Source organism: Thalassovita sp. (assembly GCF_965218685.1).
Lineage (GTDB): Bacteria > Pseudomonadota > Alphaproteobacteria > Rhodobacterales > Rhodobacteraceae > Thalassobius.
In genome coordinates this window covers 1,330,499-1,347,579 of sequence record NZ_OZ244657.1, presented here as the reverse complement: position 1 = coordinate 1,347,579, position 17,081 = coordinate 1,330,499, and the positions used below count along the sequence as shown (strand labels likewise).

The following is a 17,081-nucleotide window of genomic DNA, read 5'->3' as shown; positions in this document are numbered from 1 at the left end:
TCTTATAGCAACCAACACGGAGACGCAATAAAGTTTCGCACCTCAGCAAGATAGTTACATTAAATTTTCAATCTCGCTGATTTTCTAATCTGAGGCCGAAATCCAAGCTTTGCCCGGCACGCAATGCCGCCCCACGCATAACAAGGGCTTTTCGCCAGAGCAGCAGACCATTATATCCCTGTGGAACGCCAGACAAGCGAAAGAGGATTCCATGGCCGAAACGCGTCACACCAAGGTTCTGATCATTGGCTCGGGGCCTGCGGGCTATACCGCGGGCGTATACGCCAGCCGCGCAATGCTGAGCCCCATTCTGGTGCAGGGGATCGAACCCGGCGGCCAGTTGACCACCACCACCGAGGTTGAGAACTATCCCGGCTTCACCGAGGTTCAGGGCCCCGACCTGATGATCAAGATGCAGGAGCACGCCGCAGCAATGGGCTGCGAGATCGTCGGCGACATCATCACTGATCTGGATACCAGCTCGCGTCCGTTCAAAGCGACCGGCGACAGCGGCACCGTCTATACTGCTGACGCGGTGATCCTGTGCACCGGCGCCCGCGCCAAGTGGCTGGGTTTGGAAAGCGAAGAGGCCTATAAGGGCTTTGGCGTCTCGGCCTGCGCTACCTGCGACGGCTTCTTTTATCGGGGCCAGGAAATCGTGGTGATCGGTGGCGGCAATACCGCCGTGGAAGAGGCGCTTTTCCTGACCAACTTCGCCAGCAAGGTCACGCTGATCCACCGCCGCGACGAGCTGCGCGCCGAAAAGATCTTAATCGACCGGCTGATGAAGAACGAAAAGATCGAACCTCTTTGGCACCACGTGCTGGATGAGGTCGTCGGCGAGGACAATCCCAAAGGCGTCACCGCGGTGCGCGTCAAACATGTGGAAACCGGCGAAGTATCCGAGATCCCGTGCAAAGGCGTATTCGTCGCCATCGGCCACGCGCCAGCTAACGAGCTGGTTAAGGACGTGCTGGAGCTGCACAACGGCGGCTATGTCTCGGTCAAGCCCGGCACGACCGAAACGTCGATCCCCGGTGTTTTTGCGGCAGGCGATCTGACCGACCACAAATACCGTCAGGCCGTGACCAGCGCCGGAATGGGGTGCATGGCGGCCCTGGACGCCGAACGCTGGCTGGCCGAACAGGAATAATCAAGTACGCGCTTTGGGGGAACACCCCCGAAGCGCGTCACACCTTGTTCCGCAAATGCGCGTGACCGTGGCGCAGGCCATCACACTTGTGGCTGCGCATGGAACCAGGTTCCGCTTCTGCTTAAAAATGCAGAAAGCCTACCTTAAATTGTGAATTTACGTCGCAGCGGCAAGTCTGTTCTTTGCTGAACACACTTTGACTGATATGCGTTCACTCGTGAACACATATTGATCCGCCCGCCAGAGACTCGCAATGAACCCCCCCAAACCTAACGCCGCCGAAGAGGATATGCTCTTTCGCCTGCTGCGCCAGCTGGATATCGCGCCAGAGGCCACACAGCGGGCGACGGCAAGTGCGCTTGGGGTCTCATTGGGTCGCCTGAATACGCTCTTGCGCACCACCGCCGATGCCGGGCTGATCAAGGTCACAGAACGCAATGGACCCGACAAGCGTCAGCGCTTCGCCTATGCGATCACGACCCGCGGCGCGGCCGAGAAGAACCGGCTTACCGATCAATTCCTGAACCGAAAATTTGCAGAGTACGAAGCTCTGCATGCTGAACTTACCGGCACGACCAGTGGCCTTATTCCTTTCAAGAGTAGGATACAAATCATGCAAAATAATCTTGCACCCATCCCCGAGCTGTACGTGTCGTATGACTCGGCCCAGAAACTGAAGGTCGAAGCAGCCGATCTGGTTAGCTGGGATCTGACCCCCCGCCAGATCTGCGATCTGGAACTGCTGATGAACGGCGGCTTCAACCCGCTGAAGGGCTTCCTGACCGAGGAAGACTACAATGGCGTTGTCGAGAACATGCGCCTGGCCGATGGTTCGCTGTGGCCGATGCCCATCAACCTGGATGTCAGCGAAGAGTTCGCCGAGAAACTTGAAATCGGCCAGGACATCGCCCTGCGCGATCAGGAAGGCGTGATCCTGGGCACTATGACCGTCACCGACCGCTGGGAGCCGAACAAAGCCATCGAAGCCGAGAAAGTCTTTGGCGCCGATGATGATGCACACCCCGCCGTGAACTATCTGCACAACACCGCTGGCAAAATTTATCTGGGTGGCCCGGTCACCGGCATCCAGCAGCCCGTGCACTATGACTTCCGCGGTCGCCGCGACACCCCGAACGAACTGCGCGCCTATTTCCGCAAGCTGGGCTGGCGCAAAGTGGTTGCATTCCAGACCCGCAACCCGCTGCACCGCGCCCACCAAGAGCTGACCTTCCGCGCCGCGCGCGAGGCCGAGGCCAACCTGCTGATCCACCCCGTTGTTGGCATGACCAAACCGGGCGACGTTGACCACTTCACCCGCGTACGCTGCTACGAGGCAGTCCTGGACAAGTACCCCCAGTCCACCACCACCATGTCGCTGCTGAACCTGGCCATGCGGATGGCTGGCCCGCGCGAGGCTGTCTGGCACGGCCTGATCCGCGCCAACCACGGCTGCACCCACTTCATCGTTGGCCGCGACCACGCTGGCCCCGGCAAAAACAGCCAGGGCGAAGATTTCTATGGCCCCTATGATGCACAAGAGCTGTTCCGCCAGCACGAGGATGAAATCGGCCTCGAAATGGTCGACTTCAAGCACATGGTTTGGGTCTCGGAGCGTGCGCAATACGAAGCCATCGACGAAATCAAAGACAAAGATGACGTCACCATCCTGAACATCTCGGGCACTGAATTGCGCCGTCGTCTGCGCGAAGGTCTGGAAATTCCTGAATGGTTCTCGTTCCCCGAAGTGGTCAAGGAACTGCGCCGCACTTCGCCGCCGCGTTCGAAACAGGGCTTTACCGTCTTCTTCACCGGCTTCTCGGGCTCGGGTAAATCCACCATCGCCAACGCGCTGATGGTCAAGCTGATGGAAATGGGCGGCCGCCCGGTGACCCTGCTGGATGGTGATATCGTTCGTAAGAACCTGTCCTCCGAGCTGGGCTTCAGCAAAGAGCACCGCGACCTGAACATCCGTCGTATCGGCTATGTGGCCAGCGAAATCACCAAGAACGGTGGTATCGCGATCTGTGCGCCCATCGCGCCTTACGCAACCACCCGCCGTGCCGTTCGCGAAGACGTGGAACAGTTCGGCGCCTTCGTCGAAATCCACGTTGCGACCTCGATCGAAGAGTGTGAACGCCGCGACCGCAAAGGCCTGTACAAGCTGGCGCGCGAAGGCAAGATCAAAGAGTTCACCGGCATCTCGGACCCTTATGATGTGCCCGTAGACCCCGAACTGTCCGTCGAGACCGAAAACGTCGATGTGGACAACTGCGCCCACCAGGTCCTGCTTAAGCTGGAATCGATGGGCCTGATCTCGGCCACCTGATCCGTTCAGGATTGAAACAGAAACGCCCCGCTGAAATCAGCGGGGCGTTTTCGTTCGTGTGTGTCTGTGACGATCAGTGTACCGCGACAGGCTCGTATTCATGCTGACGCGCCAGAAGAAAGGCCAGTTTGCGATCCTTGACGACCGCCAGACGTTCGCCTTCGGCCGAATGGACCGCATAAAGCGTTTCCTCGCCTTCCACCGCCTCTTGCAGCTCTTCGGGCAGGTCCGCAACATTCACGCGGCGGACATAGACGATGCGATCCTCGGCGTCCTGATCGAAATCATACTTGGTATCCATGACTTACCCTTTCTTTATGTTGATCCTCTGAACCACCGTTTCCGGTAAGGCGCGCGTCAGGTCGACATGCAGCAGGCCGTTTTCCATGACGGCCTCGCCTACTTCGACCCCATCGGCCAGAACGAAGCTGCGCTGAAACTGACGAGCAGCAATCCCGCGATGCAGGAAAATGCGGCCGTCGTTATCCTCGCGCTGACGTCCCCGGATCACCAGTTGTCGATCCTCGACGGTTATGGCCAGCTCGTCCTCGGCGAAACCGGCGACGGCCAGGGTGATTCTGTAGGAATTCTCTGAGGTCTGCTCGATATTGAAGGGCGGATACCCTTCGTTCCCCGATTTCGCATTGCGCTCCAGCAAGCGCTCCAGCTGGTCAAAGCCCAGCATGTACGGGTGAGACCCCAAGGTAAGTTTAGTCATCGGCACGTCCTTACGTTTAAGCGACAGTCCAGTTTGGTGGGCCCCAATCAGGCGACCCGTTGAAAGAAATATGGGCATCGCGACGCGTGGGCGCAAGGGCTTTGCGAAAAGGTTGGTTTTCAGTATGTTACGCAGGTAGCCAACAATAAGAATCATAGCCATGAACGCCCAAAGCGACATTTCGATGAAAACCGAAGAAGTCCTGCGGGTGGAGCTTGAGGTTTTTCGGCAAGAACACCGCGATCTGGATCAGGCCATCACGGCCATGGTCGAACGCGGAACCGCCGATCAGTTGACCATTCGGCGCCTGAAAAAGAAAAAACTACGTCTCAAGGACATGATCGCGATCATCGAGGATCGTTTGACGCCGGATATCATTGCGTAAACGACGGCCTTGGCTATAGTGCGCGCTCGCAGAATAAGGGGCGCAGAATGACTGACGTAAAAGTGGGCATCATCATGGGCAGCCAATCGGACTGGCCCACCATGAAAGAAGCAGCCGATGTGCTGGACGAACTGGGCATCGCATACGAGGCCAAGATCGTGTCCGCTCACCGAACCCCTGACCGTCTGTGGACCTATGGCAAAACCGCTGTGGACCGCGGTTTGCACGTGATTATCGCCGGTGCCGGAGGCGCTGCGCATCTGCCGGGCATGATGGCCTCGAAAACCCGTGTGCCGGTAATCGGCGTTCCGGTGCAGACCAAGGCCCTGTCCGGTGTCGACAGCCTGTACTCGATCCTGCAAATGCCCCGCGGCTTCCCTGTTGCGACCATGGCCATCGGCGGCGCTGGTGCCAAGAACGCGGGCCTGATGGCCGCCGGCATTCTGGCCAACAATGACCCCGAGATCGCCCAGCGTCTGGACGCCTGGCGCGATGCCCTTTCTGCCTCTATTCCTGACGAGCCTTCCGATGACTGACGTACTGCAAACCGGCGCAACCATTGGCATTCTGGGCGGCGGCCAATTAGGCCGAATGCTATCCGTCGCGGCCTCGCGGCTGGGCTTCAAGACCCATATCTTCGAGCCGGGCACCAACCCGCCCGCTGCGGACGTGGCCCACACCGTGACCACGGCCGCCTACGAGGACGAGGCCGCCCTGCGCGCCTTTGCCGAAACCGTGGACGTGATCACCTATGAGTTCGAGAACATTCCCACCTCGGCGCTGGATATTCTGGAATCGCTGAAACCGATCCGTCCCAACCGCCGGGCGCTGGCCGTCAGTCAGGATCGCCTGACCGAAAAGGCTTTTCTGTCCGAGCTGGGCCTGCAAACCGCCCCCTTTGCCGCCGTCGATGACGAGGTGGATCTGGCGGAGGCGATCGAAGAAATCGGCGCACCCGCTATCCTGAAAACCCGCCGTTTTGGCTATGACGGCAAAGGGCAATCGCGCCTGAAATCGCCGGATGACGCCGAAAAGGCACTGGCCGACATGGCTGGCGCCCCCGCCATCCTAGAAGGCTTCGTGAACTTCACCCACGAGGTCTCGGTCATTGGCACCCGTGCCGCGGACGGTCAGGTGGCCTGTTTTGACCCCGGCGAAAACGTCCACCGCGATGGTATCCTGCACACCACCACCGTGCCTGCCAACCTGACCGGCAGCCAGAAAATGGACGCCGTTCTGCTGACCGGAAAAATCCTGAACGCGCTGGCGTATGTTGGCACCATGGGGGTCGAGCTGTTCGTCACGTCCAAGGGTCTGATCGTGAACGAGATCGCACCGCGCGTGCACAACTCGGGCCACTGGACGCAGAATGGCTGCGCCATCGATCAGTTCGAACAACACATCCGCGCCGTTGCTGGTTGGCCTTTGGGGGATGGCTCGCGCCACTCGGACGTGGTGATGGAAAACCTGATTGGTGACGACATGGACCGCGTTCCCGCGATCGCGGCCGAACCGAACGCCGCGCTGCATCTTTATGGCAAAGCCGAAACCAAGCCTGGCCGCAAGATGGGTCACGTCAACCGCATCCGCGGCTAGCCTGTTACTCCGCCAAGAATTATTCACCGTGCTGCGCCGAATGCGCTGCGCGGGCCCTAGCCGATAAAACGGGCTGCTGCCTCTCCGCTCAGGTGGGTCACTTGTCCTCCGGCTATTGTAGCGCCAACCCGCCCTTGGCTGTCCAGCACTACCAGATCGGCCCTTTTTCCCGGCTCAATGCGGCCCCGATCTTCGAGCCCCAGCAGGTGCGCAGGGCCCTCCGAAACCAGGTCCCAACGCCCCAACGCCCACGCTGCCTGAAGCGGCGCGGGATAGTGGTAATCCGATGCCAAGGCGTCGCCCAACCCATCCGCAATCAACTCGACCGCGCTGACATTCCCTGAATGCGACCCCCCCCGAACGACGTTAGGCGCGCCCAGTACAATTGGGTCGCCGCTGGCAGAGGCAGCCTCGGCAGCCACGCGGGTTTCGGGAAACTCGGACACGCGCAATCCCATGTTCCGCGCCTGCAGCCGCGCCTCGGGCGTCCGATCATCATGGCTGCCCATGATCACCCCCATGCCCGCCAAGCGTTCCGCAAGCCCGGCCATCGCCTGTGGTACCTGCGGTCCGTTGGCATGCAGCGCCTTGAGCATTTCAAGGTGCGCCTCGGGTGAGCGCCCGCCCTTCAGCGCCTGCCCGGTCAATCTTGGGGGGCGCTTGCCCCTGTCCAGCGCGTCATGGGGTAGATGGTCGTTGAACACGACAAAGCCGATGCCATGGCGTTCGACGATCTGAATGATCTGCGCGTAATCCTCCAGCATGTGAGTTTCGAACCGCAGCTGAACGCGCATGTCGGTGCCTTGACTGTCATAGCGTTCCAGCGCCTGCAGCATCCGCAGGGCAAAATCGGGTCCGCGCATGCCGCCCTCCCAGCTCCAGAACTGGGCCAGTACGGCTGTGGTGATCCCGTTCGCGGCCAGCTCGGCCTCGGTTGCGGCCAGCCCGACCGAGAGATCCTTCATCGCACCGCGTCGTGGTGCCAGATGACGCTCAAACCCGTCCCCGTGCACATCGATAATCCCCGGCCTTATGTGAAACCCGCTTAGGTCAATCTGGCGGCCGGGGCATGTGTCGACGATCTGCCCTGCATGCAGGCTCAAATCCCCGACAGAAACTCCATCGGGTCGCAGCACCTGCGCGTTTTGCAAGGTCAAAGACAATGTCTGCATACCGCGATTCCCTGAACATGGCCCTATCGAGCAAGTGAAATTCGGCCCTCCCCAGACCTGGTCCTGTCTTGATCGGGCGCCCCGTTTTCGATGAATTCCAGCGTCTGCGCAATGACCATCCGGGTTTCCCAATATGAAAGATCGCGCAACACCAAGTGGCATGGTAAATGCACTCACTACGGATACGGCTGGACAATCGAACCTTAGGACCGAGAATATGGCGCCGGGTAGACAAGCTCGGCCATGATCCCGGCGTTCTCGATGCGGATTGGATACATCAGGGTTTCATCCCTGGAAAACGGCGTTTCCAGCGCCTCGGCGGCCGAGCGTGTAAAGCCAAACCTTTGATAATAGCGCACATTGCCCAGCACAGTGACGGCGCCAGCGTCTGCCTGACGTGCGGCTTCTAGGCAGGCGCGCACCAGATCGCTGCCGATGCCCTGCCCACGCACCGAAGCGTCCACCGCAACGGTACTGATCGTTTGCCAGCCAATGGGATGCAGGTGACGCGCCATCGTTGCGTGACCAAGGATCACGCCATCCTGATCCCAGACAAGCTCTGTTTGCAGCTCCCCCCTTTCGCGCAGCGACTGGACCAGGTTCAGTTCGTCATCTCGCTCATAGGCTCGGGCCAACAAAGAGGCCGCTTGGTCTGCATCAGTGGGTTCGAAGCCCCGTATCATTTGAAACTCTTTCCGCCGGCCAATTTTGCGACCGCCTGAACAGGCTATGCCCTGCCCCCCGAATTTCAAACGAAACGGTTTGTGTTGCGGCAGCTCTTGTCCCAAATCGCCCAAGGTTTTGGCACCCCTAAGCCAATCCTGCACGGATCAAAGCCTTATTCAGCGCCTCGGCGATTGCAGCGTGCATCTTGGGATTTGGCAGGTCGGCGGCGGCAAAGCCCTCCATCTGACCGAAGACCATTCCCGCGGTCCCCTCGGTTGTCGCTGCCCGATCAGGCGCAACATGCACCATTGCTGCACATCGTTTTTCCAACGGGGCCAGCAAGCGCTCATTGACGAAATCGTCAGAAACCCCGCGTGGTTGCGCGTGCCTTGGCAACCAAAGAACAACAACCGGACGGCCAATCCTGTGCAGCAGACTGGCGTAAGAGGTCAGCCATTCACGCCGGCATTCCCCGATCACCTTCGAGAATTTCCTGACCGAGACGCGGCGTAACCGGTGCAGCAAATGGCCGACGAAATGAAACTCGGTAAAGTCCACTTCGGGATAAAGGTCCCGCAGAACGCGATTGGCGCGTACGAAGCGGTCATTGCGGCGCGGATGTACCGAGTAATATCGATTACTGACATACTCCGGCCCCATAAGCTGCAGCACGACGAATTCGGCCCCGCGCGCAATGTCCAACACGGTCTGATCGGACCGAAACGTCTCGATCCCCGCGTTGATCACCCCCAAATTAACGGCGGTAACGCCGGACATATCCTCGATCAACGACGGATAGGGTCGCGGAACAAATTTGCCATAGGTTTCGGTCCCGCCAATGAAGGCTGCATAGGGCTGATCCAACGACTTTTCAGGCCCCCGAAATTGCAGCCTCGTCTGGCCATAGCCACAGGATAGATAGTCAAGGGCCCCCGCCCCAGCGTGTTCATAGGTCATCTCACCCACCATATTTTCACCCAGGAACGAGAATCAGGGGAACTCATTGAAAAACTGCTAAATTTCCAATTCACCTCGAATTTTCGACACTCGATGCCCTTGCGGCATCCTTGGCCGCATGCGTATGCTCCACTCAAACTGAGAGAGAGGATCGAGGCGCATGGAAATCAAATCGGTTGGGGTGATCGGCGCGGGCCAGATGGGCAACGGGATCGCTCATGTGATGGCTGTCGCCGGCTATGATGTCATGTTGAATGATATCAATCAGGACGCGCTGAACGCAGCCTTGGCCCTGATCGACAAGAACATGGAACGTCAAGTCAGCCGCAATCTGCTTGACGCTGACGCCAAGGCCGAGGCTTTCGCGCGCATCAAAACCACCATGGATCTGCCGGATCTTGGCCCTCAGGACCTGATCATCGAGGCCGCAACCGAGCGTGAGGACGTTAAGAACAAGATTTTCGAAACCCTGCTGCCCCATCTGGCGCCGCAGACGATCCTGACCACGAACACCTCTTCGATTTCGATCACTCGTCTGGCCAGCCGCACCGATCGCCCCGAGCGCTTCATGGGCTTTCACTTCATGAACCCGGTTCCGGTGATGAAACTGGTCGAACTGATCCGCGGCATCGCCACGGATGAAGAGACCTATCAGGCCTGCCTGAAAATCGTGAACAATCTGGATAAGACCGCGGCCAGCGCCTCGGATTTTCCGGCCTTCATCGTGAACCGCATCCTGGTGCCGATGATCAACGAGGCCTGCTATACCCTGTACGAGGGCGTGGGCAACGTGGCCTCGATTGATAGCGCGATGAAGCTGGGGGCCAACCATCCGATGGGCCCGCTGGAACTGGCCGATTTCATCGGTCTGGATACCTGCCTGGCGATCATGCACGTGCTGCACGACGGGTTGGCGGACACGAAATATCGCCCCTGCCCGCTGTTGACCAAGTATGTCGAGGCCGGCTGGCTGGGCCGCAAGACCCAACGCGGGTTCTATGACTATCGCGGGGAAACGCCCGTACCGACGCGCTAGCGTCAGTCTTTCAACGACAATGTGTGCTCGCGCAGCCAGGCCATAAAGCCGCGCGGGTCACTGCTTAGACGCTCCATCTGGGCGTCCGTCAGCGGGTGGCCAACGATGGGCTTTTGCGGCTTGTTACAGCTGTGGACGATCTCGTGCAGCAGCAGGCTTTGGCGCAGGGTGGCCGAAATTCGGTTGGCCATCTGGTACCAACGTGAATTCGATCCGGGGAAATAGATCGGCACAACGCGCGCGCCCGAACGGCGGATCATCTGCGCGGTGAAAACATTCCACTCTGCCTCGATCGCCGGCCCGAACATGGTTTCCGAGGATGACACAACACCCGAAGGGAAGACGGTGATCAGCCCACCCTTTTTCAGCATCGCCATCGCTTGGGCCCGCATTTCCACGAACTTGCGCTGCGCGTCTTCCTCGTGTGGGAAGGGCACCGGGATCAGGTAGGACGATGCGACCTCGTCGATACCTGTCAGCAGGGCGCGGGTCAGGATGCGGTAATCATCGCGGCGGCGCCCGATCAGCTCGGCCAGAACCATGCCGTCGACCAGGCCATGCGGGTGGTTGGCAACCACGACAACGGGACCTTCTAGCGGAATGCGATCAATCTGTTCCTGAGGGGTCAGCAGCGGAATGCCCATGACATCCAATGCCGCACGCCAAAAAGCCTGACCTTGCGGCGCGCCCTGACGTTCGAACTTGCGGATCATCCGAAGAATCGAAAACTTACCGGTCAGCCATTCAATGGTCTTGATCGTCAGCGCGGTCATGGGGCTGTCAAAAGTGCTCGCATAGGTCAGCGAGCGCCGGTCATAGGTCGTGTGCTCGACCTCATGCGCTACATGCATTTGTTGTTCGCTAGCTTTGTCTTCCAACGCGAGGGCACCACTTTCATTGCGCCAGACGGCGCTTACATGTCTTCCCCGAACCGGTCCGCCACAAGGGTTTCGATGGCGTCGGCCAAGGCGGCCGCATCCGCGCCCGAGGTCCGCACCTCAATAGTGGTTCCCTTCGAGGCTGCCAACATCAAAAGCCCCATAATACTGTCGCCCGAGGCCGACATGCCGTCGCGGCTGACCTCGGCACGCGCATCGAAGCCTTCGACCACTTCGACCAGTTTGGCCGAAGCACGGGCGTGCAGGCCCTTTTCATTCACAATTTTCAGGTTGCGTAGCGTCGTTTCAGTCATGCGGCATCAATCTTGGGAAATGTTTTGGCTGTCAATATACTTGCGTCCCGCCTCTGTGGCGCTGCGGACAGCATCGGCTACGGTCATGTGGCGGCTTTTTGCCAGCTTGATCAGCATTGGCAAATTTGCCCCGTAAAGAATTCGGCGACCCTCGGGCTGACAGGCCAGCAACGAAAGGTTTGACGGCGATCCACCGAACATGTCGGTGACGACAACCACGCCCTCGCCCTGATCGACCGAGTCCGCGGCCTCGCAAATTTCGCGCTGTTTCTGGCTGCGGTCATGCTCTTGCTCGATCGAGATCGCACGGATTCCGTTTTGGGCTCCGACCACATGTTCGACTGCGGCCAGGTATTCCCGGGCCAGCCCACCATGCGCGACGATGACGATACCGATCACGCTTGCCTTCCTTTACTTAGCCGTCACGTTCAAAGCGCCGATTGGCTGCGATGCAGCATTTTCCTTGCGCTCAATTTCTCTGTGCCTAGTTGACACTTGCCACCCATGATCCGCAAGGGCCTTGGACAGCTTTTCTGCAATTGCAACCGAACGATGTTGTCCACCGGTGCAACCAAAACCAATGGCAAAATGGGCTTTGCCCTCGTCCCGGTAGGCGGGCAGCAGCATTTCCGTAAGGTCAAACACGCGCTGGAAAAACCCATCGAACCGCGCATCCTGCGAGACATAGTCGACCACGCCGTCGCTGCGCCCATCCAAACCGCGCAGGCTTTCGTCCCAATAAGGGTTACGCAGAAAACGGCAGTCGAAAACCATATCCATCCCGCGCGGCAGCCCACGTTTATAGGAGAACGAGTTTACGGAAACGGCCAGATGCCTCCCGGTTTCGCCCGTGAACAGACGCTCGACCTCGGCCTTCAGGTCGTGCGGTGTCATTTCCGAGCTGTCGATCAGAATGTCGGCGCGAGCCTTGATAGGCACCAACAGGTCCAGCTCGCGGGCGATGCCCTGATCAGGGTTTTCAGCAGGCGCCAAAGGGTGCCTGCGGCGTGTCTCGGAAAAGCGGCGCAACAAGACATCTCGGCGACAGTCCAGATAAAGCACCTCAGGGCTGATACCCGGCAGATTGGACATTTGATCAATGCTTTCGATCAGCGCATTAACCGAGAAATCTCGGTTTCGCACGTCCAGTCCCAGCGCCAGATCACTGCCCAGCGGTGGCCCCTCAAGCAAACGGGGCAGCAGGCTGAGCGGCAGGTTGTCGATCGCCTCGAATCCCAAATCCTCTAACGTGCGGATCGACGTGCTGCGCCCGGCGCCTGACGGGCCGGTAATCAGGACCAACCGTTTGTGTTGGCCTTGGTTTTCGATCTGATCTTGCATGTGCCTAAGCGTGCCTGCCCGCCCTGAGATATTGAAGAATCGCGGCTGCGAAATGCTGCGCCCGCACATTGTGGACGATCGGCAGGGAAACGCCCAGACAAACCTTTTCACGATTTGGCGGCAGTCTGTGAACTTCTTCCTGCGTCAGGTCCACCCACAGGGCCAAAAGCGCGGGCTCGGACTGGACGGCATTCAATATGCCAACGCCGCGGGCCTCTATCTGGCCGCGAATGGTGTCCGGGGCGTCTATGCGCAGCTGCTCCTCCTGGCGCCAGATACGGCAGCGATCGTCCGAGACCAGCTTGGCCCCATAGGCCATCAACTGCAATGACAGGGCCGATTTCCCCGACCCGCTTGGCCCCAGAATGCAAACGGCGGCCCCATTCAGGGCCACCGCACTTGCGTGTATGACTGTTTCTTTTTCCGGCACGTCAGACGGGAAGACCGACCACAAAGCGCGCGCCCAGCGGCTCTGAGGTTGGGTCGGCTTCGGTCGGGCGAATGTTTTCTGCCCAGATCACGCCGCCATGCGCCTCGATGATCTGCTTTGAAATGGCCAGCCCCAAGCCCGAATTATTTCCGAACTGGTTTTCTGGCCGTTCGGAATAAAACCGCTTGAACACCTTGGTCAGCGCCTGCTCGGGAATGCCGGGACCCGTATCCTCGACCACGACCAGCACACGATTGTCACGCTGGCGCACCCAGACACGGATCGCATCGCCATCCTCGCAAAAGCTGATCGCGTTGGTAATCAGGTTCACAAAAACCTGAGCCAGGCGCGCCTCTAGCCCATGGATCGTAATCGGCCCATCGGGGATGTCCATGATGAACTCGATGCCTTTTTCCTCGGCTTGCTGCCCAAGATACTCGCCAAGATTTCCAACCATTTTCAAAAGGTTGAAGCTTTCTTGCTCTTCTTTGACAAGTTCGCTGTCCAGTCGCGAGGCGTTGGAAATATCGCTGACCAACCGGTCCAGTCGACGCACATCGTGGTCGATCACATCCAGCAGTTTCTCGCGTTGGTCTTCCCGTTGCGCCACGCGTAGCGTCCCCACGGCCGAGCGCAAACTGGCCAGCGGATTCTTGATCTCGTGGGCCACGTCCGCTGCGAACTGTTCGTTGCTGTCGATCCGGTCATACAGCGCCGAAACCATACCCCGAAGCGCCGATGACAGCCGGCCAATCTCGTCCGGGCGCGCGGTCAAATCAGGGATGCGAATGCGTCCGGCAGCGGTATTGCGACGATCCCGTGCGCCCCCAAGCTCGGCCGCAGTGGCCAGAGCGTCCGAAATCAGTGTCGAACCCCCGTCATCCGAGTTCCGCGACATCGCAACGCCCTTGCCCTGCCCCGCGGCGATCAGCTCGCCCGAGACGCTAAAGACATAAACCTCGACCCCACGGCGTAAATCCAGCCCATTGAGCGTATCCAGAACATCAATTCCGTCCCCCGAGGCCAAGCTGGCCGGCGCACCTTTGGGTAGCTGCGCCTCGACCACATCGGCAACAAGCTCGGCTTGTGACGTCAAGGCGTTGACGCGATCCACAACAAGTGAATCACGAGACGAATTGAGCAACAGCACACCCGCGACAAGCACGTTCAACGCAATCAGGTTGAACGTGATGATCTTGCGAGTCAGCGGCGACCGGTTCAGCGTCAGAAATCCGCGACGGGCCCGACGGGCCCGAATTTCTTTTTCGACGGTGCTGTCCGGGGCGACGAATTCGTCACCCAGCACAACATCTCCGTCACGCTTGGGCGCCGTTTCCCGCAAATGCATCCCTTCCGCGAGAGCCATTATTCTTCGTTATATCTGTAGCCGATACCATAGAGCGTCTCGATCGCCGAAAACTCATTGTCGACCGAACGCATCTTCTTGCGCAACCGCTTGATATGGCTGTCGATCGTGCGGTCATCGACATAGACCTGATCGTCGTAAGCCACGTCCATCAGCTGATCGCGCGATTTTACGAAACCCGGTCGCTGGGCCAGGGCCTGAAGCAACAGGAATTCGGTCACGGTCAGCGACACATCCTGACCCTTCCAAGCCACCGCGTGACGCAAGGGATCCATGCGCAGCTCGCCGCGCTCCATCACCTTGGTTTCTTCGGTGTCGCCAACCACGTCGCCAGCAACGGCGTCTTGGCGGCGCAGAAGTGCACGAATGCGTTCGACCAGCAGGCGCTGCGAGAACGGCTTTTTCACATAGTCATCCGCCCCCATGCGAAGCCCGAGAACTTCATCGATCTCATCGTCTTTGGAGGTCAGGAAGATCACGGGCATCGAGGTTTTCTGGCGCAGACGCTGCAACAGGTCCATACCATCCATGCGCGGCATCTTTATATCCAGAACTGCCATGTCCGGGAGTTTCTTGTTGAACGCATCCAGCGCGGATTGACCGTCATTGTATGTTTCGACCTCAAACCCTTCTGCCTCAAGGGTCATGGCCACGGACGTCAGGATATTCCTGTCATCGTCCACTAGGGCGATCTTGGACATTTCCAAATTCCTTGTACTGCTCATTTATCAGATTTTTCTTTTTATTATGCCGTTGTTTGGCGTCGGCAATCAATCCAAATCTGCGAATCAGCTGTGATTTCACCCCAATTGTGGGCCTGATTCCTCAATGCATTGATAATTTTCACCCTCATCAAGGCCTGCCCGCCGCCCGTACCGGCCTTTTTCGGCACTGATTGCGCTAAACTGCGCTTGGTTGCGCTAACTGCGTTAAACCGTCCTGTTCCTTCATGGAAATGACATGCTAAGAGGCCCGTTATCGGGGCGACCCGGTCAGTGCGGGAGGGAGCCCGCACCGCGTGTAAAGACAACGCCGCGGACTGCGCGGCTACAGGAGCTTGGCATTATGACATTTGGACGGGTAAACCCGGAATTCCGCCTGGACGATCAAGGGATCGAAGGGCTGGGCAATGTCTTTTACAATCTTATGGAGCCCGCGCTGATCGAAGCCGCGCTCAAGAAGGGTGAAGGGAAACTGGGTAACGGCGGCGCCTTCCTGGTGTCCACCGGCAAATTCACTGGCCGTTCGCCCAAGGACAAACATGTCGTCAAAACCGAAAGTGTTGTGGACACCATCTGGTGGGAAAACAACCGCGCCATGTCGCCCGAAGGCTTTGACAATCTCTATGCCGATATGCTCGAGCATATGAAGGGCAAGGACTACTATGTTCAGGATCTGGTGGGCGGTTCGGACCCGGCCTATTCGATCAACGTGCGCATGGTAACCGAGCTTGCATGGCACAACCTGTTCATCCGCCACATGCTGCGCCGCCCCGAACGCGCCGCGCTGGACAGCTTCCTGGCGGACTTCACCGTCATCAACTGCCCCAGCTTCCAGGCTGACCCCGAGCGTCACAACTGCCGCACTGAAACCGTCATCGCGATGAACTTCGACAAGAAGCTGATCCTGATCGGCGGCACCGAGTACGCAGGTGAAAACAAGAAATCGGTCTTCACCCTGCTGAACTACTTGCTGCCCGAAAAAGGCGTGATGCCGATGCACTGCTCGGCCAACCACGCAATTGGCAACCCGGTTGACGCGGCCATCTTCTTTGGCCTGTCGGGCACTGGTAAAACCACCCTGTCTGCAGACCCCTCGCGCACCCTGATCGGTGATGACGAACACGGCTGGTCGGATCGCGGCACCTTCAACTTCGAAGGCGGCTGCTATGCCAAGACGATCAACCTGTCGGCCGAGGCCGAGCCTGAAATCTACGCGACCACCTCGAAGTTCGGCACCGTGATCGAAAACATGGTTTACGACGAAGAGACCCTGGAGCTGGATTTCGAAGACAGCTCGCTGACCGAGAACATGCGCTGCGCCTATCCGCTGGAGTATATCTCGAACGCCTCGCCCGAGGCTCAGGGTGGTCACCCGAAAAACATCATCCTGCTGACCTGTGATGCGTATGGCGTTTTGCCTCCGATCTCGCGTCTGACCCCGGCGCAGGCGATGTACCACTTCCTGTCCGGCTTCACCTCGAAGACCCCGGGCACCGAGCGCGGCGTGGTTGAACCCACTCCGACCTTCTCGACCTGCTTTGGCGCGCCCTTCATGCCGCGCCGCCCCGAGGCCTACGGCAACCTGCTGCGCGAAAAGATCGCGTCCTACGGTGCAACCTGCTGGCTGGTGAACACCGGCTGGACCGGCGGCGCTTTTGGCACCGGCTCGCGTATGCCGATCAAGGCAACCCGTGCCCTGCTGACCGCCGCGCTGGACGGGTCGCTGAACGACGCTCAGTTCCGCAAGGACAAAAACTTCGGCTTCGAAGTGCCGGTTTCCGTGGCTGGTGTTGATGACACCCTGCTGGACCCGCGCCAGACCTGGGCCGACAGCGCAGCCTATGACGCACAAGCCGCGAAACTGGTTCAAATGTTCTCGGATAACTTCGAGCAATACCTGCCCTACATCGACGAAGACGTGAAAGCCGCCGCAATCGGCTAAGCCTGTCATTCATCGCTAATCTGTAACGCCCCGGCCCACGCGCCGGGGCGTTACTTTTTCTACCCCCTGGTTTGACCCC

Annotated in this window: 19 protein-coding genes; 7 read left to right on the top strand and 12 right to left on the bottom strand. The window is 59.0% G+C overall.

Features of this window, described 5'->3' with window-relative positions; translation table 11 throughout:
• Positions 1-211: 211 nt before the first annotated feature.
• Both trxB and ACOQOQ_RS06840 read left to right on the top strand, forming a co-directional pair.
• Entirely contained in the window at positions 212-1,153 is a 942-nt protein-coding gene (trxB, locus tag ACOQOQ_RS06845; protein WP_420569389.1) for a thioredoxin-disulfide reductase, read from the top strand.
• Between the two features lie 253 nt (positions 1,154-1,406).
• The gene (locus ACOQOQ_RS06840) at positions 1,407-3,479 is read left to right on the top strand and encodes a bifunctional sulfate adenylyltransferase/adenylylsulfate kinase (protein WP_420569388.1); all 2,073 of its coding nucleotides are present in this window, start codon (positions 1,407-1,409) and stop codon (positions 3,477-3,479) included.
• Between the two features lie 73 nt (positions 3,480-3,552).
• Here the strand turns inward: ACOQOQ_RS06840 and ACOQOQ_RS06835 are convergent, their stop codons facing one another.
• Positions 3,553-3,780 (bottom strand): DUF1150 family protein, encoded by a 228-nt coding sequence (locus ACOQOQ_RS06835; RefSeq protein ID WP_420569387.1) that lies wholly within the window; start codon positions 3,778-3,780, stop codon positions 3,553-3,555.
• 3 nt (positions 3,781-3,783) lie between these two features.
• The gene (locus ACOQOQ_RS06830) at positions 3,784-4,197 is read right to left on the bottom strand and encodes an Hsp20 family protein (protein ID WP_420569386.1); all 414 of its coding nucleotides are present in this window, start codon (positions 4,195-4,197) and stop codon (positions 3,784-3,786) included.
• A 160-nt stretch (positions 4,198-4,357) separates the two neighbouring features.
• Between ACOQOQ_RS06830 and ACOQOQ_RS06825 the strand changes: the two genes are divergently transcribed.
• Genes ACOQOQ_RS06825 through ACOQOQ_RS06815 form a run of 3 tightly spaced genes read left to right on the top strand, consistent with a single transcriptional unit; the run spans position 4,358 to position 6,178 of the window.
• Positions 4,358-4,582, top strand: coding sequence for a YdcH family protein (locus ACOQOQ_RS06825; RefSeq protein ID WP_420569385.1), 225 nt, complete (start codon positions 4,358-4,360; stop codon positions 4,580-4,582).
• Positions 4,583-4,629: 47 nt separating this feature from the next.
• A complete protein-coding gene (gene purE, locus ACOQOQ_RS06820; protein ID WP_420569384.1) occupies positions 4,630-5,118 on the top strand; it encodes a 5-(carboxyamino)imidazole ribonucleotide mutase in 489 nt (162 codons plus the stop codon).
• Positions 5,111-6,178, top strand: coding sequence for a 5-(carboxyamino)imidazole ribonucleotide synthase (locus tag ACOQOQ_RS06815; RefSeq protein ID WP_420569383.1), 1,068 nt, complete (start codon positions 5,111-5,113; stop codon positions 6,176-6,178). Before purE ends, ACOQOQ_RS06815 begins: the two co-directional genes overlap by 8 nt.
• A 56-nt stretch (positions 6,179-6,234) precedes the next feature.
• Here the strand turns inward: ACOQOQ_RS06815 and ACOQOQ_RS06810 are convergent, their stop codons facing one another.
• The 3 genes from ACOQOQ_RS06810 to ACOQOQ_RS06800 form a co-directional block, all read right to left on the bottom strand.
• Entirely contained in the window at positions 6,235-7,350 is a 1,116-nt protein-coding gene (locus ACOQOQ_RS06810; protein ID WP_420569382.1) for an alpha-D-ribose 1-methylphosphonate 5-triphosphate diphosphatase, read from the bottom strand.
• A gap of 203 nt (positions 7,351-7,553) precedes the next feature.
• A complete protein-coding gene (locus ACOQOQ_RS06805; RefSeq protein ID WP_420569381.1) occupies positions 7,554-8,033 on the bottom strand; it encodes a GNAT family N-acetyltransferase in 480 nt (159 codons plus the stop codon).
• 127 nt (positions 8,034-8,160) lie between these two features.
• Entirely contained in the window at positions 8,161-8,973 is an 813-nt protein-coding gene (locus tag ACOQOQ_RS06800; RefSeq protein ID WP_420569380.1) for a DUF6473 family protein, read from the bottom strand.
• A gap of 160 nt (positions 8,974-9,133) precedes the next feature.
• On the opposite strand from ACOQOQ_RS06800, the gene ACOQOQ_RS06795 reads away from it, so the two are divergent.
• Entirely contained in the window at positions 9,134-10,009 is an 876-nt protein-coding gene (locus ACOQOQ_RS06795; RefSeq protein WP_420569379.1) for a 3-hydroxybutyryl-CoA dehydrogenase, read from the top strand.
• Positions 10,010-10,011: 2 nt separating this feature from the next.
• On the opposite strand, the gene ACOQOQ_RS06790 is transcribed toward ACOQOQ_RS06795, so the two are convergent.
• The 7 genes from ACOQOQ_RS06790 to ACOQOQ_RS06760 all read right to left on the bottom strand — a co-directional run bounded on the left by ACOQOQ_RS06790 (position 10,012) and on the right by ACOQOQ_RS06760 (position 15,039).
• Positions 10,012-10,860: a lysophospholipid acyltransferase family protein gene (locus tag ACOQOQ_RS06790; RefSeq protein ID WP_420569378.1), complete on the bottom strand. Its 849-nt coding sequence runs from the start codon at positions 10,858-10,860 to the stop codon at positions 10,012-10,014.
• A 62-nt stretch (positions 10,861-10,922) separates the two neighbouring features.
• The gene (locus ACOQOQ_RS06785) at positions 10,923-11,201 is read right to left on the bottom strand and encodes an HPr family phosphocarrier protein (protein ID WP_420569377.1); all 279 of its coding nucleotides are present in this window, start codon (positions 11,199-11,201) and stop codon (positions 10,923-10,925) included.
• Positions 11,202-11,207: 6 nt separating this feature from the next.
• Positions 11,208-11,600 carry a PTS sugar transporter subunit IIA gene (locus tag ACOQOQ_RS06780; RefSeq protein ID WP_420569376.1) on the bottom strand — a complete coding sequence of 131 codons (393 nt, stop codon included), beginning with the start codon at positions 11,598-11,600 and terminating at the stop codon, positions 11,208-11,210.
• A 12-nt stretch (positions 11,601-11,612) separates the two neighbouring features.
• A complete protein-coding gene (gene rapZ, locus ACOQOQ_RS06775) occupies positions 11,613-12,542 on the bottom strand; it encodes an RNase adapter RapZ (protein WP_420569375.1) in 930 nt (309 codons plus the stop codon).
• Positions 12,543-12,546: 4 nt separating this feature from the next.
• Positions 12,547-12,936: an HPr kinase/phosphorylase gene (locus ACOQOQ_RS06770; RefSeq protein WP_420569374.1), complete on the bottom strand. Its 390-nt coding sequence runs from the start codon at positions 12,934-12,936 to the stop codon at positions 12,547-12,549.
• A 37-nt stretch (positions 12,937-12,973) separates the two neighbouring features.
• Complete coding sequence (locus tag ACOQOQ_RS06765) at positions 12,974-14,320, bottom strand: sensor histidine kinase (RefSeq protein ID WP_420569740.1); 1,347 nt, start codon at positions 14,318-14,320, stop codon at positions 12,974-12,976.
• Between the two features lie 17 nt (positions 14,321-14,337).
• Positions 14,338-15,039, bottom strand: a complete 702-nt coding sequence (locus tag ACOQOQ_RS06760; protein WP_420569373.1) for a response regulator transcription factor — start codon at positions 15,037-15,039, stop codon at positions 14,338-14,340.
• Between the two features lie 364 nt (positions 15,040-15,403).
• Here ACOQOQ_RS06760 and ACOQOQ_RS06755 point away from each other — a divergent pair, with 364 nt between their 5' ends.
• Positions 15,404-17,002 carry a phosphoenolpyruvate carboxykinase gene (locus ACOQOQ_RS06755; RefSeq protein WP_420569372.1) on the top strand — a complete coding sequence of 533 codons (1,599 nt, stop codon included), beginning with the start codon at positions 15,404-15,406 and terminating at the stop codon, positions 17,000-17,002.
• The last annotated feature ends 79 nt before the right edge of the window (positions 17,003-17,081 follow it).

Coding starts and splice junctions, on each gene's coding strand:
- ACOQOQ_RS06835 (WP_420569387.1), bottom strand. CDS start 3,780: ATGGATACCAAGTATGATTTCGATCAGGACGCCGAGGATCGCATCGTC.
- ACOQOQ_RS06760 (WP_420569373.1), bottom strand. CDS start 15,039: ATGTCCAAGATCGCCCTAGTGGACGATGACAGGAATATCCTGACGTCC.
- ACOQOQ_RS06800 (WP_420569380.1), bottom strand. CDS start 8,973: ATGACCTATGAACACGCTGGGGCGGGGGCCCTTGACTATCTATCCTGT.
- ACOQOQ_RS06755 (WP_420569372.1), top strand. CDS start 15,404: ATGACATTTGGACGGGTAAACCCGGAATTCCGCCTGGACGATCAAGGG.
- trxB (WP_420569389.1), top strand. CDS start 212: ATGGCCGAAACGCGTCACACCAAGGTTCTGATCATTGGCTCGGGGCCT.
- ACOQOQ_RS06790 (WP_420569378.1), bottom strand. CDS start 10,860: ATGCATGTAGCGCATGAGGTCGAGCACACGACCTATGACCGGCGCTCG.
- ACOQOQ_RS06815 (WP_420569383.1), top strand. CDS start 5,111: ATGACTGACGTACTGCAAACCGGCGCAACCATTGGCATTCTGGGCGGC.
- ACOQOQ_RS06840 (WP_420569388.1), top strand. CDS start 1,407: ATGAACCCCCCCAAACCTAACGCCGCCGAAGAGGATATGCTCTTTCGC.
- ACOQOQ_RS06805 (WP_420569381.1), bottom strand. CDS start 8,033: ATGATACGGGGCTTCGAACCCACTGATGCAGACCAAGCGGCCTCTTTG.
- ACOQOQ_RS06785 (WP_420569377.1), bottom strand. CDS start 11,201: ATGACTGAAACGACGCTACGCAACCTGAAAATTGTGAATGAAAAGGGC.
- ACOQOQ_RS06830 (WP_420569386.1), bottom strand. CDS start 4,197: ATGACTAAACTTACCTTGGGGTCTCACCCGTACATGCTGGGCTTTGAC.
- ACOQOQ_RS06795 (WP_420569379.1), top strand. CDS start 9,134: ATGGAAATCAAATCGGTTGGGGTGATCGGCGCGGGCCAGATGGGCAAC.
- ACOQOQ_RS06765 (WP_420569740.1), bottom strand. CDS start 14,320: ATGCATTTGCGGGAAACGGCGCCCAAGCGTGACGGAGATGTTGTGCTG.
- ACOQOQ_RS06825 (WP_420569385.1), top strand. CDS start 4,358: ATGAACGCCCAAAGCGACATTTCGATGAAAACCGAAGAAGTCCTGCGG.
- ACOQOQ_RS06810 (WP_420569382.1), bottom strand. CDS start 7,350: ATGCAGACATTGTCTTTGACCTTGCAAAACGCGCAGGTGCTGCGACCC.
- purE (WP_420569384.1), top strand. CDS start 4,630: ATGACTGACGTAAAAGTGGGCATCATCATGGGCAGCCAATCGGACTGG.
- rapZ (WP_420569375.1), bottom strand. CDS start 12,542: ATGCAAGATCAGATCGAAAACCAAGGCCAACACAAACGGTTGGTCCTG.